The 22,068-nt window shown below is 37.6% G+C and carries 23 protein-coding genes; all 23 read right to left on the bottom strand.

Going from position 1 to position 22,068, the window contains the following annotated elements; all coding sequences use genetic code 11:
- Positions 1 to 132 precede the first annotated feature (132 nt).
- The 23 genes from G574_RS0101095 to G574_RS0100985 all read right to left on the bottom strand — a co-directional run bounded on the left by G574_RS0101095 (position 133) and on the right by G574_RS0100985 (position 22,060).
- Positions 133 to 1,401, bottom strand: a complete 1,269-nt coding sequence (locus G574_RS0101095) for a dihydroorotase (protein ID WP_029690571.1) — start codon at positions 1,399 to 1,401, stop codon at positions 133 to 135.
- Positions 1,402 to 1,413: 12 nt separating this feature from the next.
- Complete coding sequence (locus G574_RS11990; RefSeq protein WP_084677553.1) at positions 1,414 to 1,533, bottom strand: DUF1398 family protein; 120 nt, start codon at positions 1,531 to 1,533, stop codon at positions 1,414 to 1,416.
- Entirely contained in the window at positions 1,493 to 1,804 is a 312-nt protein-coding gene (locus tag G574_RS10660) for a DUF1398 family protein (RefSeq protein WP_051130512.1), read from the bottom strand. The genes G574_RS11990 and G574_RS10660 overlap by 41 nt, the downstream gene beginning before the upstream one ends.
- A 13-nt stretch (positions 1,805 to 1,817) precedes the next feature.
- Positions 1,818 to 2,471 carry a uracil-DNA glycosylase gene (locus G574_RS0101085; protein WP_017770384.1) on the bottom strand — a complete coding sequence of 218 codons (654 nt, stop codon included), beginning with the start codon at positions 2,469 to 2,471 and terminating at the stop codon, positions 1,818 to 1,820.
- 9 nt (positions 2,472 to 2,480) lie between these two features.
- The gene (locus G574_RS0101080; protein ID WP_017770385.1) at positions 2,481 to 2,987 is read right to left on the bottom strand and encodes a YbhB/YbcL family Raf kinase inhibitor-like protein; all 507 of its coding nucleotides are present in this window, start codon (positions 2,985 to 2,987) and stop codon (positions 2,481 to 2,483) included.
- An 85-nt stretch (positions 2,988 to 3,072) separates the two neighbouring features.
- On the bottom strand, positions 3,073 to 3,741 hold the full coding sequence (locus tag G574_RS0101075) for an amino acid ABC transporter permease (RefSeq protein WP_029690570.1): 669 nt from the start codon (positions 3,739 to 3,741) through the stop codon (positions 3,073 to 3,075).
- Positions 3,742 to 3,838: 97 nt separating this feature from the next.
- Entirely contained in the window at positions 3,839 to 4,708 is an 870-nt protein-coding gene (locus G574_RS0101070) for a transporter substrate-binding domain-containing protein (protein WP_029690569.1), read from the bottom strand.
- Between the two features lie 104 nt (positions 4,709 to 4,812).
- Positions 4,813 to 6,255: an amidase gene (locus G574_RS0101065; protein ID WP_029690568.1), complete on the bottom strand. Its 1,443-nt coding sequence runs from the start codon at positions 6,253 to 6,255 to the stop codon at positions 4,813 to 4,815.
- A 14-nt stretch (positions 6,256 to 6,269) separates the two neighbouring features.
- Positions 6,270 to 7,010: a GNAT family N-acetyltransferase gene (locus G574_RS0101060; RefSeq protein WP_029690567.1), complete on the bottom strand. Its 741-nt coding sequence runs from the start codon at positions 7,008 to 7,010 to the stop codon at positions 6,270 to 6,272.
- A 255-nt stretch (positions 7,011 to 7,265) separates the two neighbouring features.
- Positions 7,266 to 7,691, bottom strand: a complete 426-nt coding sequence (locus G574_RS0101050) for a hypothetical protein (RefSeq protein WP_029690566.1) — start codon at positions 7,689 to 7,691, stop codon at positions 7,266 to 7,268.
- Positions 7,692 to 7,780: 89 nt separating this feature from the next.
- Positions 7,781 to 8,410, bottom strand: a complete 630-nt coding sequence (gene pyrE, locus G574_RS0101045) for an orotate phosphoribosyltransferase (protein WP_029690565.1) — start codon at positions 8,408 to 8,410, stop codon at positions 7,781 to 7,783.
- Positions 8,411 to 8,489: 79 nt separating this feature from the next.
- The gene (pyrF, locus tag G574_RS0101040) at positions 8,490 to 9,182 is read right to left on the bottom strand and encodes an orotidine-5'-phosphate decarboxylase (protein ID WP_017770394.1); all 693 of its coding nucleotides are present in this window, start codon (positions 9,180 to 9,182) and stop codon (positions 8,490 to 8,492) included.
- Positions 9,183 to 9,413: 231 nt separating this feature from the next.
- The gene (pepV, locus tag G574_RS0101035; protein WP_029690564.1) at positions 9,414 to 10,826 is read right to left on the bottom strand and encodes a dipeptidase PepV; all 1,413 of its coding nucleotides are present in this window, start codon (positions 10,824 to 10,826) and stop codon (positions 9,414 to 9,416) included.
- A 624-nt stretch (positions 10,827 to 11,450) separates the two neighbouring features.
- Positions 11,451 to 12,947, bottom strand: coding sequence for a lipopolysaccharide biosynthesis protein (locus G574_RS0101030; protein ID WP_051130511.1), 1,497 nt, complete (start codon positions 12,945 to 12,947; stop codon positions 11,451 to 11,453).
- Positions 12,934 to 14,148: an O-antigen ligase family protein gene (locus G574_RS0101025; protein ID WP_156828087.1), complete on the bottom strand. Its 1,215-nt coding sequence runs from the start codon at positions 14,146 to 14,148 to the stop codon at positions 12,934 to 12,936. The genes G574_RS0101030 and G574_RS0101025 overlap by 14 nt, the downstream gene beginning before the upstream one ends.
- A complete protein-coding gene (locus G574_RS0101020) occupies positions 14,132 to 15,025 on the bottom strand; it encodes a GT-D fold domain-containing glycosyltransferase (RefSeq protein ID WP_051130510.1) in 894 nt (297 codons plus the stop codon). Before G574_RS0101020 ends, G574_RS0101025 begins: the two co-directional genes overlap by 17 nt.
- Positions 15,026 to 15,041: 16 nt before the next feature.
- Positions 15,042 to 16,049, bottom strand: coding sequence for a polysaccharide pyruvyl transferase family protein (locus G574_RS0101015; protein ID WP_029690560.1), 1,008 nt, complete (start codon positions 16,047 to 16,049; stop codon positions 15,042 to 15,044).
- 5 nt (positions 16,050 to 16,054) lie between these two features.
- Positions 16,055 to 17,023: a glycosyltransferase family 2 protein gene (locus G574_RS0101010; protein ID WP_051130509.1), complete on the bottom strand. Its 969-nt coding sequence runs from the start codon at positions 17,021 to 17,023 to the stop codon at positions 16,055 to 16,057.
- Position 17,024: 1 nt separating this feature from the next.
- Complete coding sequence (locus G574_RS0101005; RefSeq protein WP_023649420.1) at positions 17,025 to 18,074, bottom strand: glycosyltransferase family 4 protein; 1,050 nt, start codon at positions 18,072 to 18,074, stop codon at positions 17,025 to 17,027.
- Positions 18,075 to 18,077: 3 nt separating this feature from the next.
- The gene (wecB, locus tag G574_RS0101000) at positions 18,078 to 19,175 is read right to left on the bottom strand and encodes a non-hydrolyzing UDP-N-acetylglucosamine 2-epimerase (RefSeq protein WP_017770403.1); all 1,098 of its coding nucleotides are present in this window, start codon (positions 19,173 to 19,175) and stop codon (positions 18,078 to 18,080) included.
- Positions 19,172 to 19,918: a WecB/TagA/CpsF family glycosyltransferase gene (locus tag G574_RS0100995; protein WP_029690558.1), complete on the bottom strand. Its 747-nt coding sequence runs from the start codon at positions 19,916 to 19,918 to the stop codon at positions 19,172 to 19,174. Before G574_RS0100995 ends, wecB begins: the two co-directional genes overlap by 4 nt.
- Positions 19,918 to 21,294, bottom strand: coding sequence for a sugar transferase (locus tag G574_RS11185; RefSeq protein ID WP_029690557.1), 1,377 nt, complete (start codon positions 21,292 to 21,294; stop codon positions 19,918 to 19,920). The genes G574_RS0100995 and G574_RS11185 overlap by 1 nt, the downstream gene beginning before the upstream one ends.
- Before the next feature lie 31 nt (positions 21,295 to 21,325).
- On the bottom strand, positions 21,326 to 22,060 hold the full coding sequence (locus G574_RS0100985; RefSeq protein ID WP_029690556.1) for a tyrosine-protein kinase: 735 nt from the start codon (positions 22,058 to 22,060) through the stop codon (positions 21,326 to 21,328).
- Between the last annotated feature and the right edge of the window lie 8 nt (positions 22,061 to 22,068).

The following is a 22,068-nucleotide window of genomic DNA, read 5'->3' as shown; positions in this document are numbered from 1 at the left end:
TAGCTCTTTTCTAGCAAGTGTCTCTGTTTAGAGAATGTGATGACAGAACATACCAATGTCATAAACATTGCCTACCTTATGTCTCCTCTAAATATGGACCGTTAACAGCAAGCAAAGTGAGGTTATTTTCTATCAATCTTGATACACAATTTTCCCATCACAAATCGTGTAATAAACTTTACCCGTCAAAGTTTCACCCACAAATGGGGAATTAGAAGCTTTGGAATAGAAGGTATCACTGATGGTTCGTTTGTCATGATCTGAGAAAATAACCAGATCTGCGGGGCCATTTTCAGCTAAGTACCCGGCATCAAAGCCATAGAGTTTCGCTGGATTAAGAGTCATCTTCGTTAATAAGTCAACTAGAGATAAGTGACCCGCTTCAACCAAATAGGTCAATCCCAAAGATAGAGAGGTTTCTAGTCCTGTCATGCCCGATGGTGCTTTTGTGACATCATCAACAGTCTTTTCATCCCGATGATGAGGCGCGTGGTCTGTTGCAATAATCGAGATAACACCTGATTTCAAACCCTCAATTACTGCTAAGCGATCTGATTCCAAACGTAAGGGAGGATTCATTTTGGCATTTGCCCCCTTTTCAAGGAGCAGGCTTTCTGTTTTCGAAAAATGTTGTGGCGAGACTTCAGCAGTCACATTAGCTCCCAGTTCCCGGACAAATCCAACAACTTTAACAGACTCTGCTTTGGATAAATGCTGCACATGAAATTGATTGCCAACCTCATAGGCAATCATAGCATCACGCGCTATCATGGAATACTCAGCAACACCGCGAGCGCCTCCGCAACCAAAATGTTCCCTAGCAACAGACTCATTCAGTCCCAAAATGCCATTTAGGTTAGGGTCTTCTTCATGTAAAGCAATGACCATGTCTAAAGCCTTAGCTTTTTTGAAAGCCGCTCTCACCACGCCACTATTCTCTAAAGGAATGCCATCATCCGAAACGCCAACGGCTCCAGTTTTTAAAAGACCTTCAAAATCAGTCAAATTCTCACCATCAAAGTTCAGGGTTACTGAAGCATTGCTTTTGATGTGAATCTTTTCCTTAGCAGCTGACGCTAAAACCTCTGTCAAGGTCTCAACTGTTGAAATAGTGGGGTTGGTATTTGCCATCATGACTACTGTTGTAAATCCACCAGCTGCAGCTGCAAGTGCCCCGGTATGAATATCTTCTTTATGCGTTTGTCCTGGCTCCCTGAAATGTACATGGATATCAACCAAGCCAGGAGCAACAACTAGCCCACTAGCATCAATAACATGAGCATCTTCAGCTGAGATACTTTGGGCAATCTTAACGATTTTCTGACCATCGACTAAAATATCAGCTACCTGATCAAAGCCACTTTGGGGATCAATAACCCGACCATTTTTGATTAATAACATTATACTGCTCCTTTATATCTGAGGGATGTCTTCTGAAAAGACACAGTGGTCACTCCTATCAAAATAGGTACACCGCATGGCTTCTAAGTCACTAACCCAATGGGCAACCCCTGCTTTTGGCCATTGCTTCACAGAATTCTGGAAAGATCATTTGGTCAGCTTGGTGAGCGCTCAGGTCTAGTTGCACTTGTACCTTATCAGAACTCAGAGCGATTGGTGTTTGCACACGATAGCCTGTTTGCTGAAGAGTGTCTCCTGAAAAATCAGTATAAGTAACCAAACCTGTTTCCAATGAAACGGTATGCTTAACCATTCCCATTTCTTTAAATGTTTGGATGAGCTTTGGAAAGTTAGGTCCTGAAAACTGACTTTCAACTACTCTTATCGTTTGAAGCTGCAACATCTTTTCCTACTTTCTAACGTAACCAGTCGATCGACTTTTGCCCTTGTTCTTGTAAAAAGCGATTTGTTGTTGAAAATGGCTTGCTGCCAAAAAAACCGCGATAACTAGAAAGTGGGCTAGGGTGAGGTGATTCAAGAACCAGGTGATGGGGATTACTAATCAAAGCTTTTTTCTTACGAGCGTATGAACCCCAAAGGATAAAGACAAGAGGATCTTTTCTGTCATTCAGCAGTGATATCACTGCATCTGTAAAGGGTTCCCAGATCCTGTTAGCATGGCCGTTAGCCTGTCCTGCTGGTACTGTCAAGCAGGCATTGAGCAAGAGTACACCTTGTTCAGCCCACGGCGTCAAATCATGGTGGTGTCGCACACCAACGTCATCAGCTAATTCTTTTAAAATATTTTGCAGCGAAGGGGGTGCCGGCATATCATCAGGAACAGAGAATGACAGCCCCTGCGCTTGGCCTGCTCCATGATAAGGATCCTGACCTAATATCAAGACCTTTACCTGATCATAGTCTGTGACTGATAAGGCTTTGAAGACATTCTGCCGCTCGGGATACACAGTGCCTTTTGCATAGACCTCATTCATAAAGTGATTAATTTGCGTAAAATAACCCGCAGGCAACCGTTTCTTGAGAAGATCATGCCATTTTGAATGTTCCATAATAAACCTCTAAGCACGTCCCACAAGTTCCAGACTGGTCTGTGCCAAAATATGCCCTTTCATCGCGTGGTGTAAGTCATTTAAGTAAAATCCTTCCGAGAGGTTTAAAGACTTATCCAAAGCAAATACTTTCAAGTTATACAGGTGGTCTTTGTCAGGAGGGCAAGGCCCAATGTAAGAGCGAGACAGATCGCCAAAATCGCCTGATAAGAATTTACTAGTCAAACTATTGGAGCCCTTGACATGCTGTTGGTCCAAACGCGCAAAATCCTCTGAAATATCTACTTTATCAGTATTGACAGCAAGATCCGCCACGACCCAATGAATGTACTCAAAACCACAAACGGGAATCGCATCTGGATCTGTAAATGTCCAAGCTAGACTAACTGTTTCTTTAGGAAAGTCATCAACTGTAAAAGGAAAAGAAATAGCCGAGAACCCCTTCACAGGCTCAGATGTGTACTTACTGTATATATCAGGCAGGGTATTGTTTTCAAATTGCAGTTGAATTTTCATCAAAACCACCTCAACTTTCTTGATTCTATTTTAGCATAAAGGGAGGCAAAAAAGGTTCGGAAGATTGTCCGAACCTCTGTTTTGTCTAAAAAGACAACCGTTTTTCCATCTTATCTTGAGCAATAGCATACAAGGTACAGATCATCCAGTACATGAGGGCAACAACAATATAGACAGTCATATAATCCGACTTAGCCCCACCGATGATTTTAGCTTTATTGAACATTTCTGGAACAGTAATCATAGCTGTTAGTGCGGTGCTTTTCACCATGTCTAAGAGCACATTACTGAGTGGTGGTAGCGCGATTCGTATGGCTTGAGGAATAATCACCTTGCGGTAAATCGTTGGCGTTCTTAATCCCAAGGAACGTGCGGCTTCCCACTGTCCCACATCAACCGCTGCTAATGACGAACGAATAATCTCCGAAATATAGGCACTGGACATCACTGTAAAGGAAACAATCGTCGCAGCTATCGCATCCAACTCGATCCCCATAAAAGGCAGTCCAAAATAGATAAAAAATAAGAGAACCATTAGCGGAATGCCACGCATAAGGGAAACATGAATCATAGCCAACCATCTCAAAGGCAGAATAGGTGACATCCTAAAAATAGCCACAAAAAAGCCTAAAAAAGTGCCAAGTAAAAAACCAATAAGAGATAAGGCAATCGTGTAAGGCAGTCCTTCTAAAATGACTGGAATCGCTTCTATTGCCAATTCAGGATTAAGCAGTGCTTGCCAATTAATAGACATGATACCTCCTCATAAAAATGCCTAAACACTGCCATAAAAAGAAGACTGAACTCTAGCCCAGTCCTTCTTCTACGACATCTTTATCACTATCAAACCATCAGTTTTGTTTTGAAACGTCAATTGTTGGCAGATTTTCAGTGCCTTTCTTAGGTTCTGTCAAATCTTCGCCACCATAATACTTCTCAGAAATAGCTTTCAGTGTACCATCTTCTTTCATCTCTTCGATAACACTGTCCAATTTTTTCTTAAGAGAATTATCAGTCTTGCTCATCACAATCCCTTGCTCTGTTGGGTTGTACTGCACATCTCCAAGCTTAACTTTGATATCAGGGTATTGTTCTGTAACAAACTTAACCGCAACTTTCTGTGTATAGTAGTCATTAGGAATAAAGTCTGTCCGCCCTGTAGACACGTCACGAAGATAAACATCGTTGGTCACATTATCATAGATAACAGGCTCTGCTCCTTGTTTTTCAGCGATTTTCATGTACTGGGTACCAGCACCACCGCCTGCTTTTTTCCCTTTCCAGTCAGAAAGATCCTTAGCCGTAATGTCAGATGAGCCATCTTCACGAACAATCATGCCACCTACTGAATATTTGTAAGGGATTGAAAAGTTGTATTTTTCCAAACGTTCTGGTGTGGTATCAAAGTTGTTAACAGCAATGTCGACCTTACCACTATCGACGGAGGTGAAAGCTTCTGCGACACCAATTTCTTGATAATCGATGTCAATATCCAGGCGCTCTCCGATCTCATTTAACATATCGATTTCATAACCGGTTAATTCCTTATCATCGTTGTAATAAGAAGTTGGGTACAGCGTCCCCGGTGTTGCCACTTTTAAAACACCTGCTTCTTCAACCTTTTCCCAATTTGACTGAGACTTGGTCTCTTCCTTGTTGGAACAAGCTACCAAGATGCTTGCTGCTAGACCTAGAGTTAATAGCGTCGAAACTTTTTTAATCATTACCATGCCCTTCTCATGTATTTTTAAAAATGTAAATGCTTACTGAATCAGTTTACTCTTTTTTTTCAAAGCTTTCAATACTATTGCTTAAAAAATTTCGCTTATGAATGACTGCTACTCGTTTCAAACACATCTGCCAAATGCATCAACAAATCCTCTCTTCCTTTGGCTGCCGTTGCCTGTATGCCAATGGCTAATCCTGCTACTGTACGATGAGTTGGTAAACTAATCGACGGTTGACCGGTCAGATTAGCTTGCTGTGTAAAAGGCGTCCAATCCAAACTCTTTGAAAACATCTGCCAGATCAACTCTAGTTGTTCTTCTTGACTGCAATCATCTATATGAAGCAATTGATCACGACGTTTCTCTGACAATGCAAATTGACCATGTTTAGGGGCGACATCTGCCACCGTTGGCGATAACAAGATATCATAGCTGCGATGAAAGGCATGCATGATCCTACTGTACTGATCCCATCGTGACAGGATGTGTGAATACCTTTTAGCAGGAATCTTTTGCCCACTACGATACAAGGCCCAAGACATGACTTCCATATCTTCAACCACCAAGGGGCGTTTCAGGTTAGCAGCAATGTGATCAAACATGGCAGCTGTCTCAACTGCGTTCATCACATAGTAAGACCGCATAGCCTCGATCCCATCCAATGGCTGCTTAGTTAAGGGTTTGACATCATGGCCTAAATCTGCTAAAAACTTAGCAGCATTTTTTAAAGCCAGTTTAGCTTCCTCAGACACAGCTCCACCTATGGGAGACTCCTCTTGAATAGCTATTTTTAACGGTTTTTGAACGGGAGTAAAGAGATCTTGATGGCTCAACTTTGGTAGCACAAAGGGACTCTCCATTTGACACACTTGAAAGTGCTCTAGTAGTCGTCTGGTATCACGTACAGTCTTGGTCAGGGCAAAATTAACAGAAGCTCCCTGCCAACCACGATAAGACCCAGGTCCAACGGGAATACGCCCTCTAGTCGGTTTTAGGCCAATGAGTCCATTAAAAGAAGCAGGGATACGAATGGATCCGCCACCGTCGCTAGCAGCTGCTATGGGGCTAATACCTGAAGCAACCACTGCCGCTGCGCCTCCCGAAGATCCTCCTGCATTACGTGTCGGATCATCAGGCAGATTAACCGGACCGTGAAGACGGCTATCAGAGATATTTTTAAAACCAAATTCCGGAGTATTTGTCCTACCTAGGACAATAAAACCAAGTGCCTCCAAACGTTCAACATAATAATCCGACTTCCTCGCATAATAATCTTTAAAGAGAATTGATCCCGACGTTGACGGCTCTCCCGCTTGTTCCTGACCTAAATCCTTCAAAAAGATAGGAACACCAGAAAAAGGTTTATCCGAAAAATCACGCGTTTCAGCCTCCATTAGCGCTTTTTCAAAGCGTGTACTGGTAATGGCATTGAGTCCAGGATTGAGACCTTCCACCTTATCAATGGTATCTAGAACTAACTCTTTTGCAGATACTTTACGATTGTTGACCGCTTCAGCCATGTCAGTTGCATCTCGAAACATACTGTCTCCTTTTCTTACTTTCCAGTTCTAAGTGCTGTCCAATAATAAGCCACTTCTTGATAGGCTTGATGCTGGTACATGTCGCGATTGATCTCTTCAGCGATCAAGATAGCATAACGATGTCCCTTACTAGCTTCTTTTTGAAGGGCACTACCAATGCCTCGACCACGAAAAGCTTCTTCTACCTGAAAATCATCCATTTCCACATAGTCTCCGAAATCCCATGCTGTCAAAACACCAATAATCTGATCATCTTCCATGGCAAGGTAGATACTTTCTGATAAAGCTAACCCCTTTTGAACGTTAAATGCTCTCATCTGATCCGCATAAGCTTGCCCGTAAAGGAGATTATGCTGATAATCATAGTCGAGATAAGTCGAAAATGTCTGAGCTGTCAGTGGGCTAATGGTAACGGGGGCAATGTCTTTATCACTCAAGTTGAGATCGTCAATAGCTGCGATAAAAATCACATGCTTTTCCAATGCAAACCCTTCATGCTCTAGATACTCCCTGATCTCTTGATCTAAAGAAACATTTTCAGCCAAAAAAATCATAGCATAGTCGCTAGGATAGGCAGTCTGTTCGTGTGCTAAGTAAGCTAAGTCAGAGGTTAACATGTCCAGAACTGGCTGTTCTTTGTAGGAAATATAGTTTTCATAATATTTTTCAGATAAAATGGGATTCTTAAAATGCTTAAAGCGCTCCGTCTCTAAAAATGGCGTTACCTTAGACTCCAATAATGCTTTATACGGCATGGTTAGTCACCTCCAAATATTACTTTATTATAACAAAAAATGAAAAAGGGGACGGGTAAGTCATCAGATAAAAAATCAGGCCAAATACCTGATTCTCCTCTTTGATAAGCCATTGATAAAAAACAGCAGCCTTGTGGTGTAGCGTACCCTTCATCGAGCGAGAAGCACCTACTCAAGATGCCACCAATAGTCAAGCTCAACTAAAGACACACTCCAAACACGCTGATAAGACCCTGAGCCATTTTATAATGATTGTCATTCTTCGCTAAATCGATCAACCAAGGCAAACAAAATCGGTGGCCAAATCGAAAAGGTCACAAAGACAACCACAGTCATGATAGGAAGTCTAAAGAAGAATCCCGGAAAAGCTGCAAAACCACGCTCTACAAAGACAGAAATACCACCAATCAAAAGACCAGTCAAAACGGCTATAATCATGTTCTTGGCAATATAGCGAAAGGCGCGATTGCCTATCCCTTTTGTCCACTCATCTGACCACCGTAATACAGGCGTCAACTCGATCACAGTATAACCTGCCACAAAGGCCACAACAAACCCTTGCAAAAAGCTTTCCCAAGTAAAATGGCCCGACAATAGCGCCCCTGATAAGGGCATCACGATAGACAATACTAAGCCAAGTCCTAGATCAATCACTAATTTTTTATTTTCTTTCTTAATCATGTCATGTCTCCTTCATCTCTAAATCATTTTTGTATAGCTAGCTATGTTTCAGTGTAACAAAAGAGAGTTGATTGGTCAACTCTCGCTTCTTAGTCTTGCCAGTTTTCTTGATTTTCCTTGAATTTCTTCAAAAGCATTAATTCATCAGCTGTGATATAGCCTTTAACTTTGGCGACCTTGATCAGCTCACTGTAGTTTGATAGCGTGACTAGTTTCACCCCAGCTTGGTCAAAATTGGCTGTAGCTTTTGGCAGTTCGTAAGTGAAAATCGCAACGACCCCCAAAACCTCTAAACCAGCCTCCTTAGCAGCCTTAACTGCGTCTAAAACAGAACCACCAGTTGAGATCAAATCTTCGATAATGACCATCTTTTGACCCTTGACCACACGACCTTCAATCTGATTACCAGCCCCATGATCTTTTGGCTTTGAGCGAATGTATGAAAAAGGCAACCCCATCTTGTCGGCAATAATGGCACCATGTGGAATTCCTGCAGTTGCTGTTCCTGCAATGACCTCAACCTCCGGAAACTGCTCTTTAATCGTTTCAACAAAACCATTTTCAATTAAGTCACGTGTCTCAGGGTAAGATAGGGTAATACGATTATCCGTATAAATCGGTGACTTAATACCTGATGCCCAGGTGAAAGGATCTTCAGGCTTGAGGTAAACAGCTTTGATGTCTAGCAAATCTGCAGCAATTTGTGTTGCAAGTGTCATGATAAAACTCCTTCTTCTATTGGTTTGCAAGAGACAGGATACTCCCCTGACTCTTAGTAATGATGATTAACGACAATAATTAGGCATTCCAATCTGTCTTGATAGCGTGATAAGCTCCTAAAGGATCCTCAGCTTGGGTGATTGGGCGACCGACAACGATAAAGTTACTGCCTATAGCGCGAGCCTCTTGAGGTGACATGACCCGTTTTTGATCGCCGACTGCTGCACCTTTAGGACGAATGCCCGGCGTCAGACATAAAAAGCCGGCTGTGGTCGCCTCTTTAATCACAGCGACCTCTTGGGCAGAACAAACGACACCATCGAGATCAGCTTCTGCTGTTTTCTGCGCATAGTGCTGCACCGAGTCCACCAGACTGGTTTGGATATTTTGATCGGCCTGCATGGCTTCCTCTGAGGTAGAGGTGAGCTGGGTAACAGCTATCAAGATACCTTCATGACCAAAACCGCGACGAGCTGCTTTCATCATCTCCACACCACCAGCTGCATGGACATTGGTCATATCGACCTTAAGCTTGGCCAAGACTCTCATAGCAGACTCAACCGTATTGGGAATATCGTGTAACTTCAAATCTAGAAAAACACTATGACCTTGTTCCTTTAGGTAAGTCACAATCTCTGGACCACAAGCATAGAAGAGCTCCATGCCGACTTTGAGGTAAAGTTTCTCATCGCTAGGAAAGTGGGATAAAAAACGTTTAACACTTGCCATATCGGGAAAATCAAGGGCAATAATAGGGCGGGGTTCAAACATGATCTCTCCTTTTCAAGACAAAAAGCCTCACCAGAGTTGGTAAGGCTTGACGAAAATGAGGAGATCAGTCCTCTCTGTCGTATCCCCAAAGACACGTCTTCATCCGTTCGAAATCCGCAGATTTCAACCTTCCATGCCTCTCTGGACTTGGTTAAAGGTTATTGTATTTGAGAATATTATAGCGGAATATGACATGACTGTCAAAGAAATTCTGAAAAATGACTAAAAAGTCTATTTGATTAACTCGTAGATAGCTTCTGCGTAGATGGCAGCTGCTGTGAAGAGCTCTTCAACATCTGAAAATTCATTCGCTTGGTGCATAGTATCGATAGAATCTGGGAAGAGCGCACCAAAGGCAACACCACGCTCAAGCAAACGACCGAAAGTCCCACCACCAATGACTTGCTCATGACCTTTAAGACCTGTGTGTTTTTCATAAACAGACAAGAGCGTTGTCACCAACGGATCATCAGCTGGTACATAATGAGGCGATTGCAAGTGGTCAGACAAGGTCACCTTTTCAACACCAGCCACTTTTTCAAGACCGGCTTTCAAGACCTTTTCATCTGTCCCTTGTGGGAAACGGAAGTTAAGAGCAATCGTATTGTCCTCAGCTTCTTTCAAGAATGAGAAGACTCCTGCATTCATGCTAAGCGCACCCATCTTATCATCCGTGTAGGCAAGACCAAGTTTCTCTGCTTCAAAGTCTTCATGAAGCACATCTGCAATCACATCAATATAGGTACGTGCTGCACCATTAAAAGCTAATGGTTTCAAGAAATTAGCCAAGAAAGTTGCCCCATTGACCCCTTTGTATGGCATTGACCCATGCGCAGACTTCCCATTAATCGTGATAGCAATATTGCCCTCGCTATCTTGAGACACTTCGCCAGTCACATTATTATTCGCATTAAAGGTACGGAGAGCTTCTGACAACTGATCAAAATCAAGATCACCTGAGATCAAGGCTGTCGCTGACTCAGGAACCATATTTTCACGGAGACCACCTTCAAATTTATGAAGCACTACTGCACCGTCATTGGCACCTGGGAAATGAAGATACTCTGTGATATTCCCTTTTTCCCCATTAATAATTGGAAACTCAGCGTCTGGTGAGAAACCAAAATCAGGTTTAGCCACACCAGCATGTTCGAAGTAATAATCCATGTCTGCCCAACCAGACTCTTCATCTGTTCCTAAGACAAAACGAACTTTTTTCGAAACTGGAAGACCCAATTCTTTAATGATATTGAGACCATAGTAACATGCCATGGTAGGCCCTTTATCATCTGAAGCTCCACGCGCATAAAGACGACCATCTTTGATAACAGGTGTGTAAGGATCTGTATCCCAACCAGAACCCGCTGGAACCACATCTAAATGGGCGAAAATCCCAAGAACCTCATCACCATCACCAAACTCTAGCTCACCCGCATAGTTATCAATATTACGTGTCTGATAACCATCACGCTCTGCAATCTCAAGAAAGGCCTTCAAAGCCTTAACAGGCCCAGGACCAAATGGATGCTCCTTGTCCGCTAGACTATCATCACGCTCTGAATTAATACTCAAAATCGTAAACAAATCCGCCATCATGGCTTCACGGCGCTTATCAACTTCAGCTTTAAAATCAATTGTAGACATGTACAAACTCCTTCTTCATTCTTAGCCATATCCTCTCTACATCAGCAAAAAGGTAACAGCGTTTTCATCCGTAATAAGTATTATAACATGAAATGATGGAAAATTCAGTCCTATGGGTTATTTCCTAACACAAAGTCATTAAAGACTTCAGCAAGTATAGGAAAATTAACGGATATGATATCACACCAAGTTATGCCTGACCAGGTCCATCCATTGACATATAGATATAAAAATGCCATGACTAGCATAAGCATGATTCCGTTAAAACGATAAGCCCTATTTTTTAAAGAATCTAGAGTCGCAAACAAGAAGACAGATAAGGAAAGTGTGTTGATACAATAACTGACAGCGAGAGGTGCCTGCAAGAACCGCAATAAACACCGAAAAAAGCACCTCAATGAAGTTGAGAGGTACTTGGGAGTAATTTGAAGTTTAGTTAGTATCTTATTGATGTGATGCCATCGCTGTTTTGAAATACTGTTCAGAATAATTTCTAAAATAGACAACCAGGAGATTTGATTCGACATCCACCGCATTACGTTGGTCTTCTAGATAAGTTTTTTAACGTCGTCTATAGGAGATTGAATCAGCAATTAATCTCCTTTATTTTGTTCATCAGCTATTTTATCTAATATTATTTTTTAACTTTTCTATTATTAAACGACTTATACCTAATTTTTTATTATATAGCATAAATGCAGCAAGGTTAGATAAAATAAAAATAAATAATCCTTTTAAAATCCAGTCCATCCATGACTTGACAGCAATTGGAAAAATGTAAAGTAAGACCATCAACAGAAAGGTGATAATAAAATTTTTAAAAATTTCGATAAAGTATTGCTTAGGAGAAGCGTCAAAAATATCTCTGAAAAGCACTAATGGCTCATACCAAAAATAAGTCATTAATATAGAGATAAGTGTTGCGAGTAATACTCCATCTACTCCATATAGATTGGCTAATATAATACTCAAAATACAATTAAGTATTGCTGTTATTAACATGACATATTTTGTTTTTTGAAAAAGGCCGGTTGCCTCTCGAAATATGTATATTGGTTGTAAGAAGCATCCTAAGTAAAATATCATTGTACGCCATAAAACTGTTGTGCTATCCATTATATACTCTTTACCAATCCAGAGCAAAATAAAATCACTGGATAAGAAGAACAGACAAGTCATCAAAACTATTGATAGCCAGTTTGCTACAGACTGAATTCTTTCAAATCTATCTAATAAGATTTTCTTGTCCTCTGTATGAAGAAGATTTCCAACACTGGAAGTCATTGATGAGAAAATCACAACGATGAATGACATAATTGATGTCGCTAAAATAGTATAGTTAGATAGTAACCCTACATAAACAGTGCCAATAAAGCTAGAGATAATAATGTTATCCGTCCCATTTAACAATACCCCTGAAATTTTGTAGATTAAGCCCGATTTTATCGTATCAAAAATTTCATTTCGTTCAACCTTGCTAATCTTTCCATTATGATTGCTAATTTCTGGATATTCTTTATCTACTATTCTCACCTTCAATAAATTTGCTATTAGAGTAAAAATAATCTTTAATAAAAAATAAACTGTGAATGACTGAATAGTAACTAAAACAACTATTTGTAGAACCGTTCTAATAGAATTACAAATCATATCATATTTAGATATAATATAATTTTTTTGGGCAGCCGATAAAATAATAGTTTTATAAACAAATAGGTATGATAATACTGAATCTATCAGAAATAAGAAAAAAATCCAGTATACATTAAAATTAGCATTATCCAGACTAATGGTCATATGTACAAATGGAAGAATACACATACCTAGAATGAAAATGGTTGCCGCAATACAGTTATATATATATCTAAAAAGACCATTTAGGTGAGATAATTTTTTGTAATCGTTCTGTGCAAGGGGCTTGAAATAACTGTACATAACAACATTATTCAGTCCTAGTTCTGCTACGGAAAGGACCTGTAAGATATTTATAAATACATTGGTAATTCCAAGTAGCTCATTCCCTAAGAATTTTATAAAATAAAATCTCGCAATAAATTCTAATAATATGAATACAATTCTGCTTACTAGTCCATAAATAACATTGGTTTTAATATACTGCATTCTTGTCAACATTTTCGTTCTGTCCCTTTTCTAAAATAAGCCCAACAAAGGTTGCAAAAACCATACCTGACAATGCCGATTCTAATACATGTCCTACAAAAAAACTGTAACAACATGCAATAACAAATATAAATTGATATATTTTTGGTGCTGGACTTGATTTGACAGTTTGAAAATATACTGACAATACTCCTAATAAGCCTACTATTCCTAATTGAAATAAAATATCAAAGAAATCCATTTCTATTTGAATCGAGGAAATAAAATTAGAAGTTATTTTTGTATACTCCAAACCGGTTCCGAATATTAGACCTCTATAATTCGTTTCAGAAAGCCATGAAAATACACGTGGAATACGATCAATTCTTGAACTTGTAAAAAACGAAAAAAATGACTCACTCTGATTTAGAAAATATTCCCATCTTTTAATGATTCCGTTTATATCTTCAAAAAACCAAATATAGAATCCATAGACTGCAAAAAAACCTAATATGGTGTACATAACATTCTTTATCATATTTGTTACAGTGAGACGTTTACTATACATGAAATATATAATGAGTACGAAATCTATAATATAAACACTCTTTAGACCTAGAAGTATTCCACAAAATAAACTACTCATAGTGAGAAACAAATTTATCAAACTAAAATGTCTAGATATTCTAATCAATGAATAGGCAAATAGCAAAATTAACACAATGCCCAAATCATTTTGTGAATAATAAAAGCCCTTAAATCCAACTGATCCCTCGCCATAAGTTCTAAAGCCAATCCCCAAAAAAAATGGTATTAAAATTGATAAAACAAACAATAAATTCCACCAACTAAATATTTTTTCAAAGAAAGTATTAGGTAGGACACCTTTAAACGTATAGATTTTAAATACAAAAATCAGTAAAATCGGTAATAATAATTTTGATAGTAAAACAAAATATTCTGAACTATGACTTGAAAAGAAGCTTAATACAACACCGAATATTATCAATACCATAGAAAAAAAGTCCTGTTTCAGCATACCATGTCGTAAAAGCAAAAATATACACCAAGTCAATATGATGATTCGATAAACGATCCCAAAAGATAGACCCGATTCATTTGCACCATTATTCAAATATCCATTGAGGGTATCCACGAATGGTAGCACTAGTAACAGAAACTGGAGTAATTGAACTTCTGATATTTTAAACACCATTGACACCTATCCTCTTAATTATTTGACTTTCATAGACACCGTCTTCAATATCAACAGTCTCTGTCCCGTTTTTTACTTCGATACTATACTTATGATCAATTTTGGTTGGCTTAGCCACCCCTAATTTCATCCATTCATATTCCAAATCCATATTTCCTGTATCTATTATTTGAATATTTGAAATTTTAGAAAAATCATAGGATAGGACAGTCGCGGTTGGTCCCAAAGCCAATAGGATTAAATCAATTGAAGTCACGGATGATAAATAATCTAGCAACTCTTCATACACCTGAAATGTTTGACGACTCGGACAGATTACCCTAGAAATACTAAGAGTATTTTCAAACAAATCATTTCCTACACCAAACTTTGACTCACTACCTTCCACAAGGAGTATATGCTTATTTTTAAAAATTTCTTTCCAGTTATCAAAGTTTTTGGTTGCTCCTAACTTATCTTTTCTATTGATATATATTCTTGAAATTTGTGAGTCGCCATAGACATATTGGTTGTTTAGAAAAGGTAATAGATCATTTCTAAATTTTGCAAAGTACTTTATCCAAAAAAACTTTGATTTTAGAGTTAAGTGCGACACTGTTACAAAGCTCCCAGGTATTGCAACAAGACACCGATGATTGTCATCCTGATCAATCAATACTCTACGTAAGCTGGCTCTCAATTCTGGACTTGCTGACTGAAAAGGCATATCATTTCCCAATAAAAGATTAAATTCGCCATCACCAAATCTAGAAATTGATACTTTATTCTTTATAATAGTATCCAATGTCTCTTCTGTACTGAGCACTGAAATATTGTGTCTACTCAATTTGTCACTCAATATAGAAAATAACATTGAAATAACCCTAATCGGCTTAATACTCATTAACAACTCCTACTAATTAGACAATCTTTGAAATAATTTCAGATAATTTACCACGTATAAAATTATTATCAAATTTTTGATATGGCATCTTTAACAACGATGGAATTACAGAATCTAGCTCCTCTTCAGAATTAAGGAAATAAATATTAGGTTGGTGCTTTATCCATTCATAAACCCCCTTTATCTTATAATTATTGTTATTCAAAACAATGCAAGGGACTTCTGCAATAGTTGCAAATATCATTCCGTGTAGACGATCCGTAACCACTAGTCCAGAATTCCTGAACTGTGCTATCTTTTTTTCAATTTCTTTCAATCTATTCCATGGTCTAATAGCATAAGGCACTACCGTATCAGTATAATCTATTTCAAAATCTGTAGTTAAACTCTTTATTTTCTCAATCGTTGTACTTTGATCAATTTTTTCTTTATCATTTCGTATAACAAACAGTATTCTACCACGAGAATCATGATTTTTTAATTTAAAATAACGTTTATCCAAATAGGGGACAACATCCGGAACCAAGTAACTACGAGCTGTTTTAAAGTGTAAATCAACAAATTCATTTGAGTAGTGTTCACGCAATAAGATTGTCAAATCCGTACAATTATCAATTGCTTCTGCTAATGCATTTTCTACATCTGAGCCCAAAACTTCAAAATATACTGTTTGAGGGAGAATAATAATCTTATTATTTTGAAAATGTCTTAAAACGCTAAGTAGCATGTCCATCTCTTCAGGCCAAATTGTTCCTGTAAAACCACCACCATGAACAAAAACTTCATTTCTTCCGATTATTTTTTTCCAAATATTTATGTAAGATCCAACATATGATGATGGAATTTCGAAATAAGGTCTTGCTATAATTTCCTTAATTACCTGTTCTTCAGCATAAGCAATCGCAATATCTCCTAAATTTCCATGCATAGGAGTTCCCATTAGAAAAATAAGCTTTTTTCCAAATAAAATCTTATTTAATACAGCTGTAACACATAGAAAAATAAAAAAAATTAGCTTTTTCATACTCGCTATTTCTCCCAATTCTTTCGCTCGATAATTTCAGTATAAATGTTCGGTAAAAAGTTTTTAAATAACACTTTTAGTTTAATAAAATATGGAGTTTTCCCAGTAATAATTTTCTTAAACTGTTTTTGCTTTTGTTGCTTGAGGATGGGAGTCTTTTCATGTGAAGTTGGCGTAATTTCTAGTAAATTAGACAGAATAGAAAGGTACCCAAAATCAAGAATAGCATCGTATCTATTGCCGTATTTTTCCTGAAAATAACGGTACCTTTCTTGATAAGCCTCCAATATATCAAATCGTCTCTCACTAAAATTATTATTCATTATACTGCCTTCCCTCTGAACATAGGCATACAATGTATAAGGAATTGTACAATAAATGGCTACGTTATCAACTAAATATGGAGTGGTGAACTCATCCTCATGTAATTTCCCTTTGGGATATCGAATGGCATTAAATAAACTAGCTTTATATAATTTATTCCAAGCTACTATCTTGAAGCGATATGAGAGAATATTTGTAAGTGCCTCAGTATGATTAAATATTTGAATATCATTTTTATCAAATTCAAATGGTTGAAAATAATCCGGATCACTTTCAAATATTTTTTTTACTGCAAATTCCACGATATCCGCATTGGTATGCTCAATGGTTTTCATACAAAACTCTACTGTTTGCGGAGACAGGTAATCATCTGAATCAACAAACAATATGTATTCCCCTCGTGTAACGTCTATTCCAAAGTTTCTAGCCTCCGATAATCCTCCATTAACTTTGTTAATTAACTCAATGCGATTGTCTTCAAGTATAAATTTTCGACAAATATTTTCTGAGTTATCCGTAGAGCCATCATTCACTAAAACAATTTGTAGATTTTCATAGGTTTGTTTTATCAGAGATTCCAAACACTTCTCTAAATATTTCTCAACATTGTAAATCGGAACTACAATAGTAACTAATCTATCTTGTTTCACTTTATTCAACCATCCTCAAGTATATTTTACGTAGTTGGGAACCTATTGTTTCAAATGTATAAAACTTTTCCACTGTTTCTCTAGCATTGTTACCAAGCACTTCAACTATATGACGGTCAAAAAAAAGGCTAATTTTTTCTTGTATGTCCTGAACATCTCCTGATTTGACGACATAGCCATTTAAACCGTCTGAAATAATTTCCTTAGAGAAACCACCATCCCCGCAAATAACTGGTAATTTGTAGGACATAGCTTCTAATAATACAATGCCAAAAGATTCAAAATAGGATGGCAATACCAATATGTCTGCCTCACGTAATAATCTATCTTTCAAATCCGAATCGACCCATCCTAAAATATCAATATTACGGGATAAGTCCAATTCATCTACTATCTTTTTAGCTTTCTCTACTTCTCCGTTACCACCTATTTTTAAATTTACTTTCAATTCATCATTGACAAGTTCTTTGACGGCTCGTATTAAGTCGTAGGTTCCTTTCCTATGTCCGATATAGCCTAAAAATAATATATTTAATTGGTTATTTTTATAATACTTCTTACGATTAATTTCTGGTAGTGATACAGCATTTGGAAGAATTTCAATTTTATCACTAGGAACTAGCGTTTCCCAAATTTTCATCCAACCTGGTGTCAAAACCAAAACTTTATCAGCCAATTTCACAATTTTTTTAAAGATAAATGATCCTTTTGATTTTTTAAGAAAATTTTCGAATTCACCACCATGAGAATGAACAATTGTTTTTATCTTCAACATACGACACAAGAGTATAAAAATAATCTTTCGATAACAGCTCCCGTATTCAGACATATGTAGGTGAGCTATGTCTATAGCTCCTTTTCTATGCTCCTCAATAAACTTTAGGATTGCAAGTAAGAAAACTTTAAATTTATGTTCAGGTGCTACTGAAACAATGTGAATTTGTTCAAATTCAGTTAACTTTTGGTTAGCCAATAAGTCCTGTATAACAGTTGTCATTCCCCCAGGATTTTCGACACCCGTTCCAATGTGGCACACTCTTATTTTTTTCATATTCTATAACCACTTATCTAGCACATCTACAATCTGCTTACTAGCTTTTCCATCTCCATATGGATTACTTGCTTGACTCATCTTATTATAGCTTACATTATCTACTAATAATTTTGTAAATTCATTAAATATTGTTTCTTCATCTGTACCTACAAGCTTCAATGTTCCAGCATTGACACCCTCTGGACGCTCTGTGGTATCACGCATTACTAGTACAGGCTTTCCTAAAGATGGTGCTTCTTCCTGAATACCCCCTGAATCCGTTAAAATAATGTAACTTTTATTCAGTAAGTTATGAAATTCAACAACTTCTAATGGTTCAATTATTTTGATCCTATCATTACCAGCAAATATTCTTTCAGCAATTTCTCTAACCCTAGGATTTTTGTGAATCGGATATATAACTTTGACATCCAAATGATTTTCTAAAACTCTATTGATTGCCTTAAACATGTTAGTCATCGGCTCACCCAAGTTTTCTCTTCTGTGTGCTGTTAATATAATTAGGCGAGATTGACCAATCCAATCTATCAAAGGATGTGAAAAATCACTAACAACAGTAGTATTTAACGCATCTATTGCAGTATTTCCTGTAACAAAAATTTGTGACTCTTTTTTCCCTTCTTTCAGTAAATTAGTTTTTGAATCAAGAGTAGGTGCAAAGTCAAAATCAGAAATAATTGAAACTGATTGTCGATTGAACTCTTCAGGAAAAGGACTCCTAATGTTATAGGTACGTAGTCCTGCTTCTACATGGCCTATTTTTATTCCTAAGTAAAAAGCAGCCAATGATGCCGCGTAGGTCGTCGTTGTGTCACCGTGAACCAACATAATATCCGGTTTTTCCTCTTCAAGAATTGGTTGCATTTTTTCAAGAATACTAGTGGTTATACTGAATAATGTTTGATTATCTTTCATAATGTCCAAATCATAATCAGGAATCACCCCAAATACATCCAGAACCTGTTTTAACATTTCCCTATGCTGCCCAGTAACACAAACTACTGTTTTAAACTGTTGTCTACGGTTTAGTTCCTGCACTAACGGACACATTTTAATCGCCTCAGGTCTAGTTCCAAAAACAAGCATTACTTTTTTCATAGTTTCAATTTTCTCTTTTCCTTAACAATAGTTTTTATAAATTTTGTATTCCCAACAAAATATCTCTTAAATAATCTGCGGGGTTCATTCATAACCCGGAACAACCACTCTAGATGAGATTTTTGCATCCATAACGGTGCTCTTTTTATCGTGCCGGACAAAACATCAAAACTTCCACCGACTCCCATAAAAATACTATTTACTCCATCTCTCATGAATCTTTCAATCAATATTTCTTTTTTCGGAGAAGTAATTCCTACAAAGACCAATTGAGGCGCCTTACTAGCAATATCTTGTGAAATAGCATCAATCTCATCGTCCTTAAAATAACCATTTCGATAACCAACTACTTTTAAATTAGGATAATCTACTTTAAAAGCACTAAGCATTTTTTGTAATACTTCCTCCTTGGCACCAAAGAAATATACCGAATAACTTTTGTTTTCAGATAGTTTAAGAAGTTCCTGCATTAGGTCTATGCCAGCAACCCTTTCTGGAATATCAATACCAAGATATTTTCCCGCAAGAACAACTGAAGCACCATCAGCATTGACCACTCCACAATTATTTACGATTTTCATCATATTGGAATCTTCATAACACTGATTTATTTTATCAGCATTAACTCCCATAAGGTGTAAAGGTTTATTCTTTTGGATAAATTCCTGATCAACTACGCTCACTGTCTCATCTATTGTTAAGGGATTAAGTTTAATTCCCAACATTTCAACAGTTTTTATCATTACTTACTCCCATCCCGTTTCAAAACCACTACAATCGTCTTCAAGAAAATCTTGATATCTAACCACAGCGACCAATTCTCAATGTAGTAGGTATCCAAAGCAACGACGTCTTCAAAGTCGGTGATGTTGCTACGACCAGATACCTGCCACATACCTGTGATACCAGGTTTCATCGCTAGTCGTTTAAAATGTCTAAAATCATACTTGTAATACTCTTCTAGTGTCGGCGGGCGTGTTCCTATCAAGGACATGTCGCCTTTTAAGACATTGATAAATTGTGGCAACTCATCAATAGACCAATCACGAAGCTTTTGCCCAAAAGGAAAAATTCGGGGATCATTGTCCATCTTAAACATATAGTCTGAAGATAGCTGATTCTTAGATAGCAAAGCCTCTTTTCTTTCCTCAGCATCTAAATACATGCTTCTAAACTTATAAAGCTCAAAAACCCTACCATTTTGTCCCACACGTTTTTGCTTAAAAATCATTGGACCTTTAGATTGTCTTTGAACAATCGGATAGATAAGGAGATAAGTCAGACTTACCAAGATTAAGCCTAGTAAGGCAAAGACAATATCTGCTGCACGCTTGAGTAACATGTAGCGGTATGGTGAGATATTGAGTGAAGAGGTCAAAAAAAGCTGGTGAGGTAAGCTAGTTAAGCTGTATTTACGTCGATTGTGGCTATTTTCATTTACTAGGCTAATTGACACTGGCAAGCCAATTTCTTGAAAATGCCTTTGAACGGTATAGTAATCATCATGCGATTCAGAAGAAACAAATACTTCATTAAGTTCATTCTTCGTCAAAAAATTTCTAACTCCGTTTAAGTCAGTTAATATAGGTATATCAAAGGTATCCAATTGATCCTTGGTAAAAATAGCTGTAACGGAAAATTTGGCATTTTCTAGCTGTTTTACCATATCAATAACTTTCTCTTTGGAAGAAATTAATAGAACCTTCTGTCTAGAACTAAAAAAGTCACGGCAAACACCATAAACAATTAATCTACTTGCAAAAATCGATAAAAAAACGACGATTAACTGCAGACTAAGAACATCTAAAGTGATACTTAAATTAGCAGACTTTAAGATAACTTCTTTGGCAAATTGCACAAGTAAAATGGTTACTAAAAATTTCCAAATAAATTTGACACTTAACCAAAAAAGTTCTCTCAAGCCAGCAAGATGGATTCTTGAATAGTTGTTCGCTATTAAAACAAGAAAAACAGATACGAACGCTGTAACAAAGATATCTAATACAGAATCAAGATAAGGAAAAGGATATTTAAAACTCAAGACAATGCAAGTCAATAAGATAGCAACTAGATCACATAATAAATAAATTAACTTAATTGTTGATGATTCACTATACACTTATCTAAACTCTCCTAGCTCTATCTATTTCTTATTTTTTAGACTTGCGAGTTCTCGCACTCTTATTGCCTCTATGCTCTTTCCCATAATTCCCATAGGCGCCATAATTTCCGTACGCACCGTAAGAATCTTTGGTTGTGTCGACTTTGTTCAAAATGACACCCAAGACCGGTTTACCACTTTGTGACAGTTGCTCAACAGCTTTTTGCACAAAACGACGTTTGACTGAGCCTGCTTCTACTACTAAGAGACTGGCATCCGATTGACTGGCAATGATAGCAGAGTCAATAACCAAACCGATCGGTGGTGAGTCGATAATCACATAATCAAAGACATCTCTAGCAGTTTGTAATAACTGTGCGAAATACTTGTTTTGAAGTAGGGACGTTGGATTTGGCGACATCTGACCAGATGGAACAACCATTAGATTGTCAACATCTGTCTCACAAAAAACATCGTTCATACGTGCATTACCTGTTAAGTAACTAGTCAATCCAAGGTATTTTTCATGAGCGATAAAGGTTCCTGTCATAACGGAATTACGCACGTCGGCATCGATAAGAAGGGTTTTAAATCCAGCATTGGCAAAGGAAACTGCTAAACTGGTTGAGGTTGTTGACTTCCCCTCTCCTGGTTGAACAGAAGAAACCACAATCGTTTTTAAATCACTTCCCGAAAACTGAATGTTAGTACGAATGGAATTAAAGTATTCTTCTGTTTTGCCGATATCTACTAAACGTCTACTGTTTAATTCTAATTTGGGCATTATCTCTT

Origin of the sequence: Streptococcus hyovaginalis DSM 12219 (genome assembly GCF_000420785.1) — a bacterium.
Lineage (GTDB): Bacteria > Bacillota > Bacilli > Lactobacillales > Streptococcaceae > Streptococcus > Streptococcus hyovaginalis.
The sequence above is the reverse complement of the archived record's forward strand: the minus strand, read 5'-3'. Positions and strand labels throughout refer to the sequence as shown.

Bases quoted from the DNA above. Each gene is read 5' to 3' on its own strand.
- G574_RS0101095 (WP_029690571.1), bottom strand. From the start codon at position 1,401: ATGTTATTAATCAAAAATGGTCGGGTTATTGATCCCCAAAGTGGCTTT.
- G574_RS10660 (WP_051130512.1), bottom strand. From the start codon at position 1,804: ATGTTGCAGCTTCAAACGATAAGAGTAGTTGAAAGTCAGTTTTCAGGA.
- G574_RS0101085 (WP_017770384.1), bottom strand. From the start codon at position 2,471: ATGGAACATTCAAAATGGCATGATCTTCTCAAGAAACGGTTGCCTGCG.
- G574_RS0101080 (WP_017770385.1), bottom strand. From the start codon at position 2,987: ATGAAAATTCAACTGCAATTTGAAAACAATACCCTGCCTGATATATAC.
- G574_RS0101075 (WP_029690570.1), bottom strand. From the start codon at position 3,741: ATGTCTATTAATTGGCAAGCACTGCTTAATCCTGAATTGGCAATAGAA.
- G574_RS0101065 (WP_029690568.1), bottom strand. From the start codon at position 6,255: ATGTTTCGAGATGCAACTGACATGGCTGAAGCGGTCAACAATCGTAAA.
- G574_RS0101060 (WP_029690567.1), bottom strand. From the start codon at position 7,010: ATGCCGTATAAAGCATTATTGGAGTCTAAGGTAACGCCATTTTTAGAG.
- G574_RS0101050 (WP_029690566.1), bottom strand. From the start codon at position 7,691: ATGATTAAGAAAGAAAATAAAAAATTAGTGATTGATCTAGGACTTGGC.
- pyrE (WP_029690565.1), bottom strand. From the start codon at position 8,410: ATGACACTTGCAACACAAATTGCTGCAGATTTGCTAGACATCAAAGCT.
- pyrF (WP_017770394.1), bottom strand. From the start codon at position 9,182: ATGTTTGAACCCCGCCCTATTATTGCCCTTGATTTTCCCGATATGGCA.
- pepV (WP_029690564.1), bottom strand. From the start codon at position 10,826: ATGTCTACAATTGATTTTAAAGCTGAAGTTGATAAGCGCCGTGAAGCC.
- G574_RS0101030 (WP_051130511.1), bottom strand. From the start codon at position 12,947: ATGCAGTATATTAAAACCAATGTTATTTATGGACTAGTAAGCAGAATT.
- G574_RS0101020 (WP_051130510.1), bottom strand. From the start codon at position 15,025: ATGAGTATTAAGCCGATTAGGGTTATTTCAATGTTATTTTCTATATTG.
- G574_RS0101015 (WP_029690560.1), bottom strand. From the start codon at position 16,049: ATGAAAAAGCTAATTTTTTTTATTTTTCTATGTGTTACAGCTGTATTA.
- G574_RS0101005 (WP_023649420.1), bottom strand. From the start codon at position 18,074: ATGAAAAAAATAAGAGTGTGCCACATTGGAACGGGTGTCGAAAATCCT.
- wecB (WP_017770403.1), bottom strand. From the start codon at position 19,175: ATGAAAAAAGTAATGCTTGTTTTTGGAACTAGACCTGAGGCGATTAAA.
- G574_RS0100995 (WP_029690558.1), bottom strand. From the start codon at position 19,918: ATGATAAAAACTGTTGAAATGTTGGGAATTAAACTTAATCCCTTAACA.
- G574_RS0100985 (WP_029690556.1), bottom strand. From the start codon at position 22,060: ATGCCCAAATTAGAATTAAACAGTAGACGTTTAGTAGATATCGGCAAA.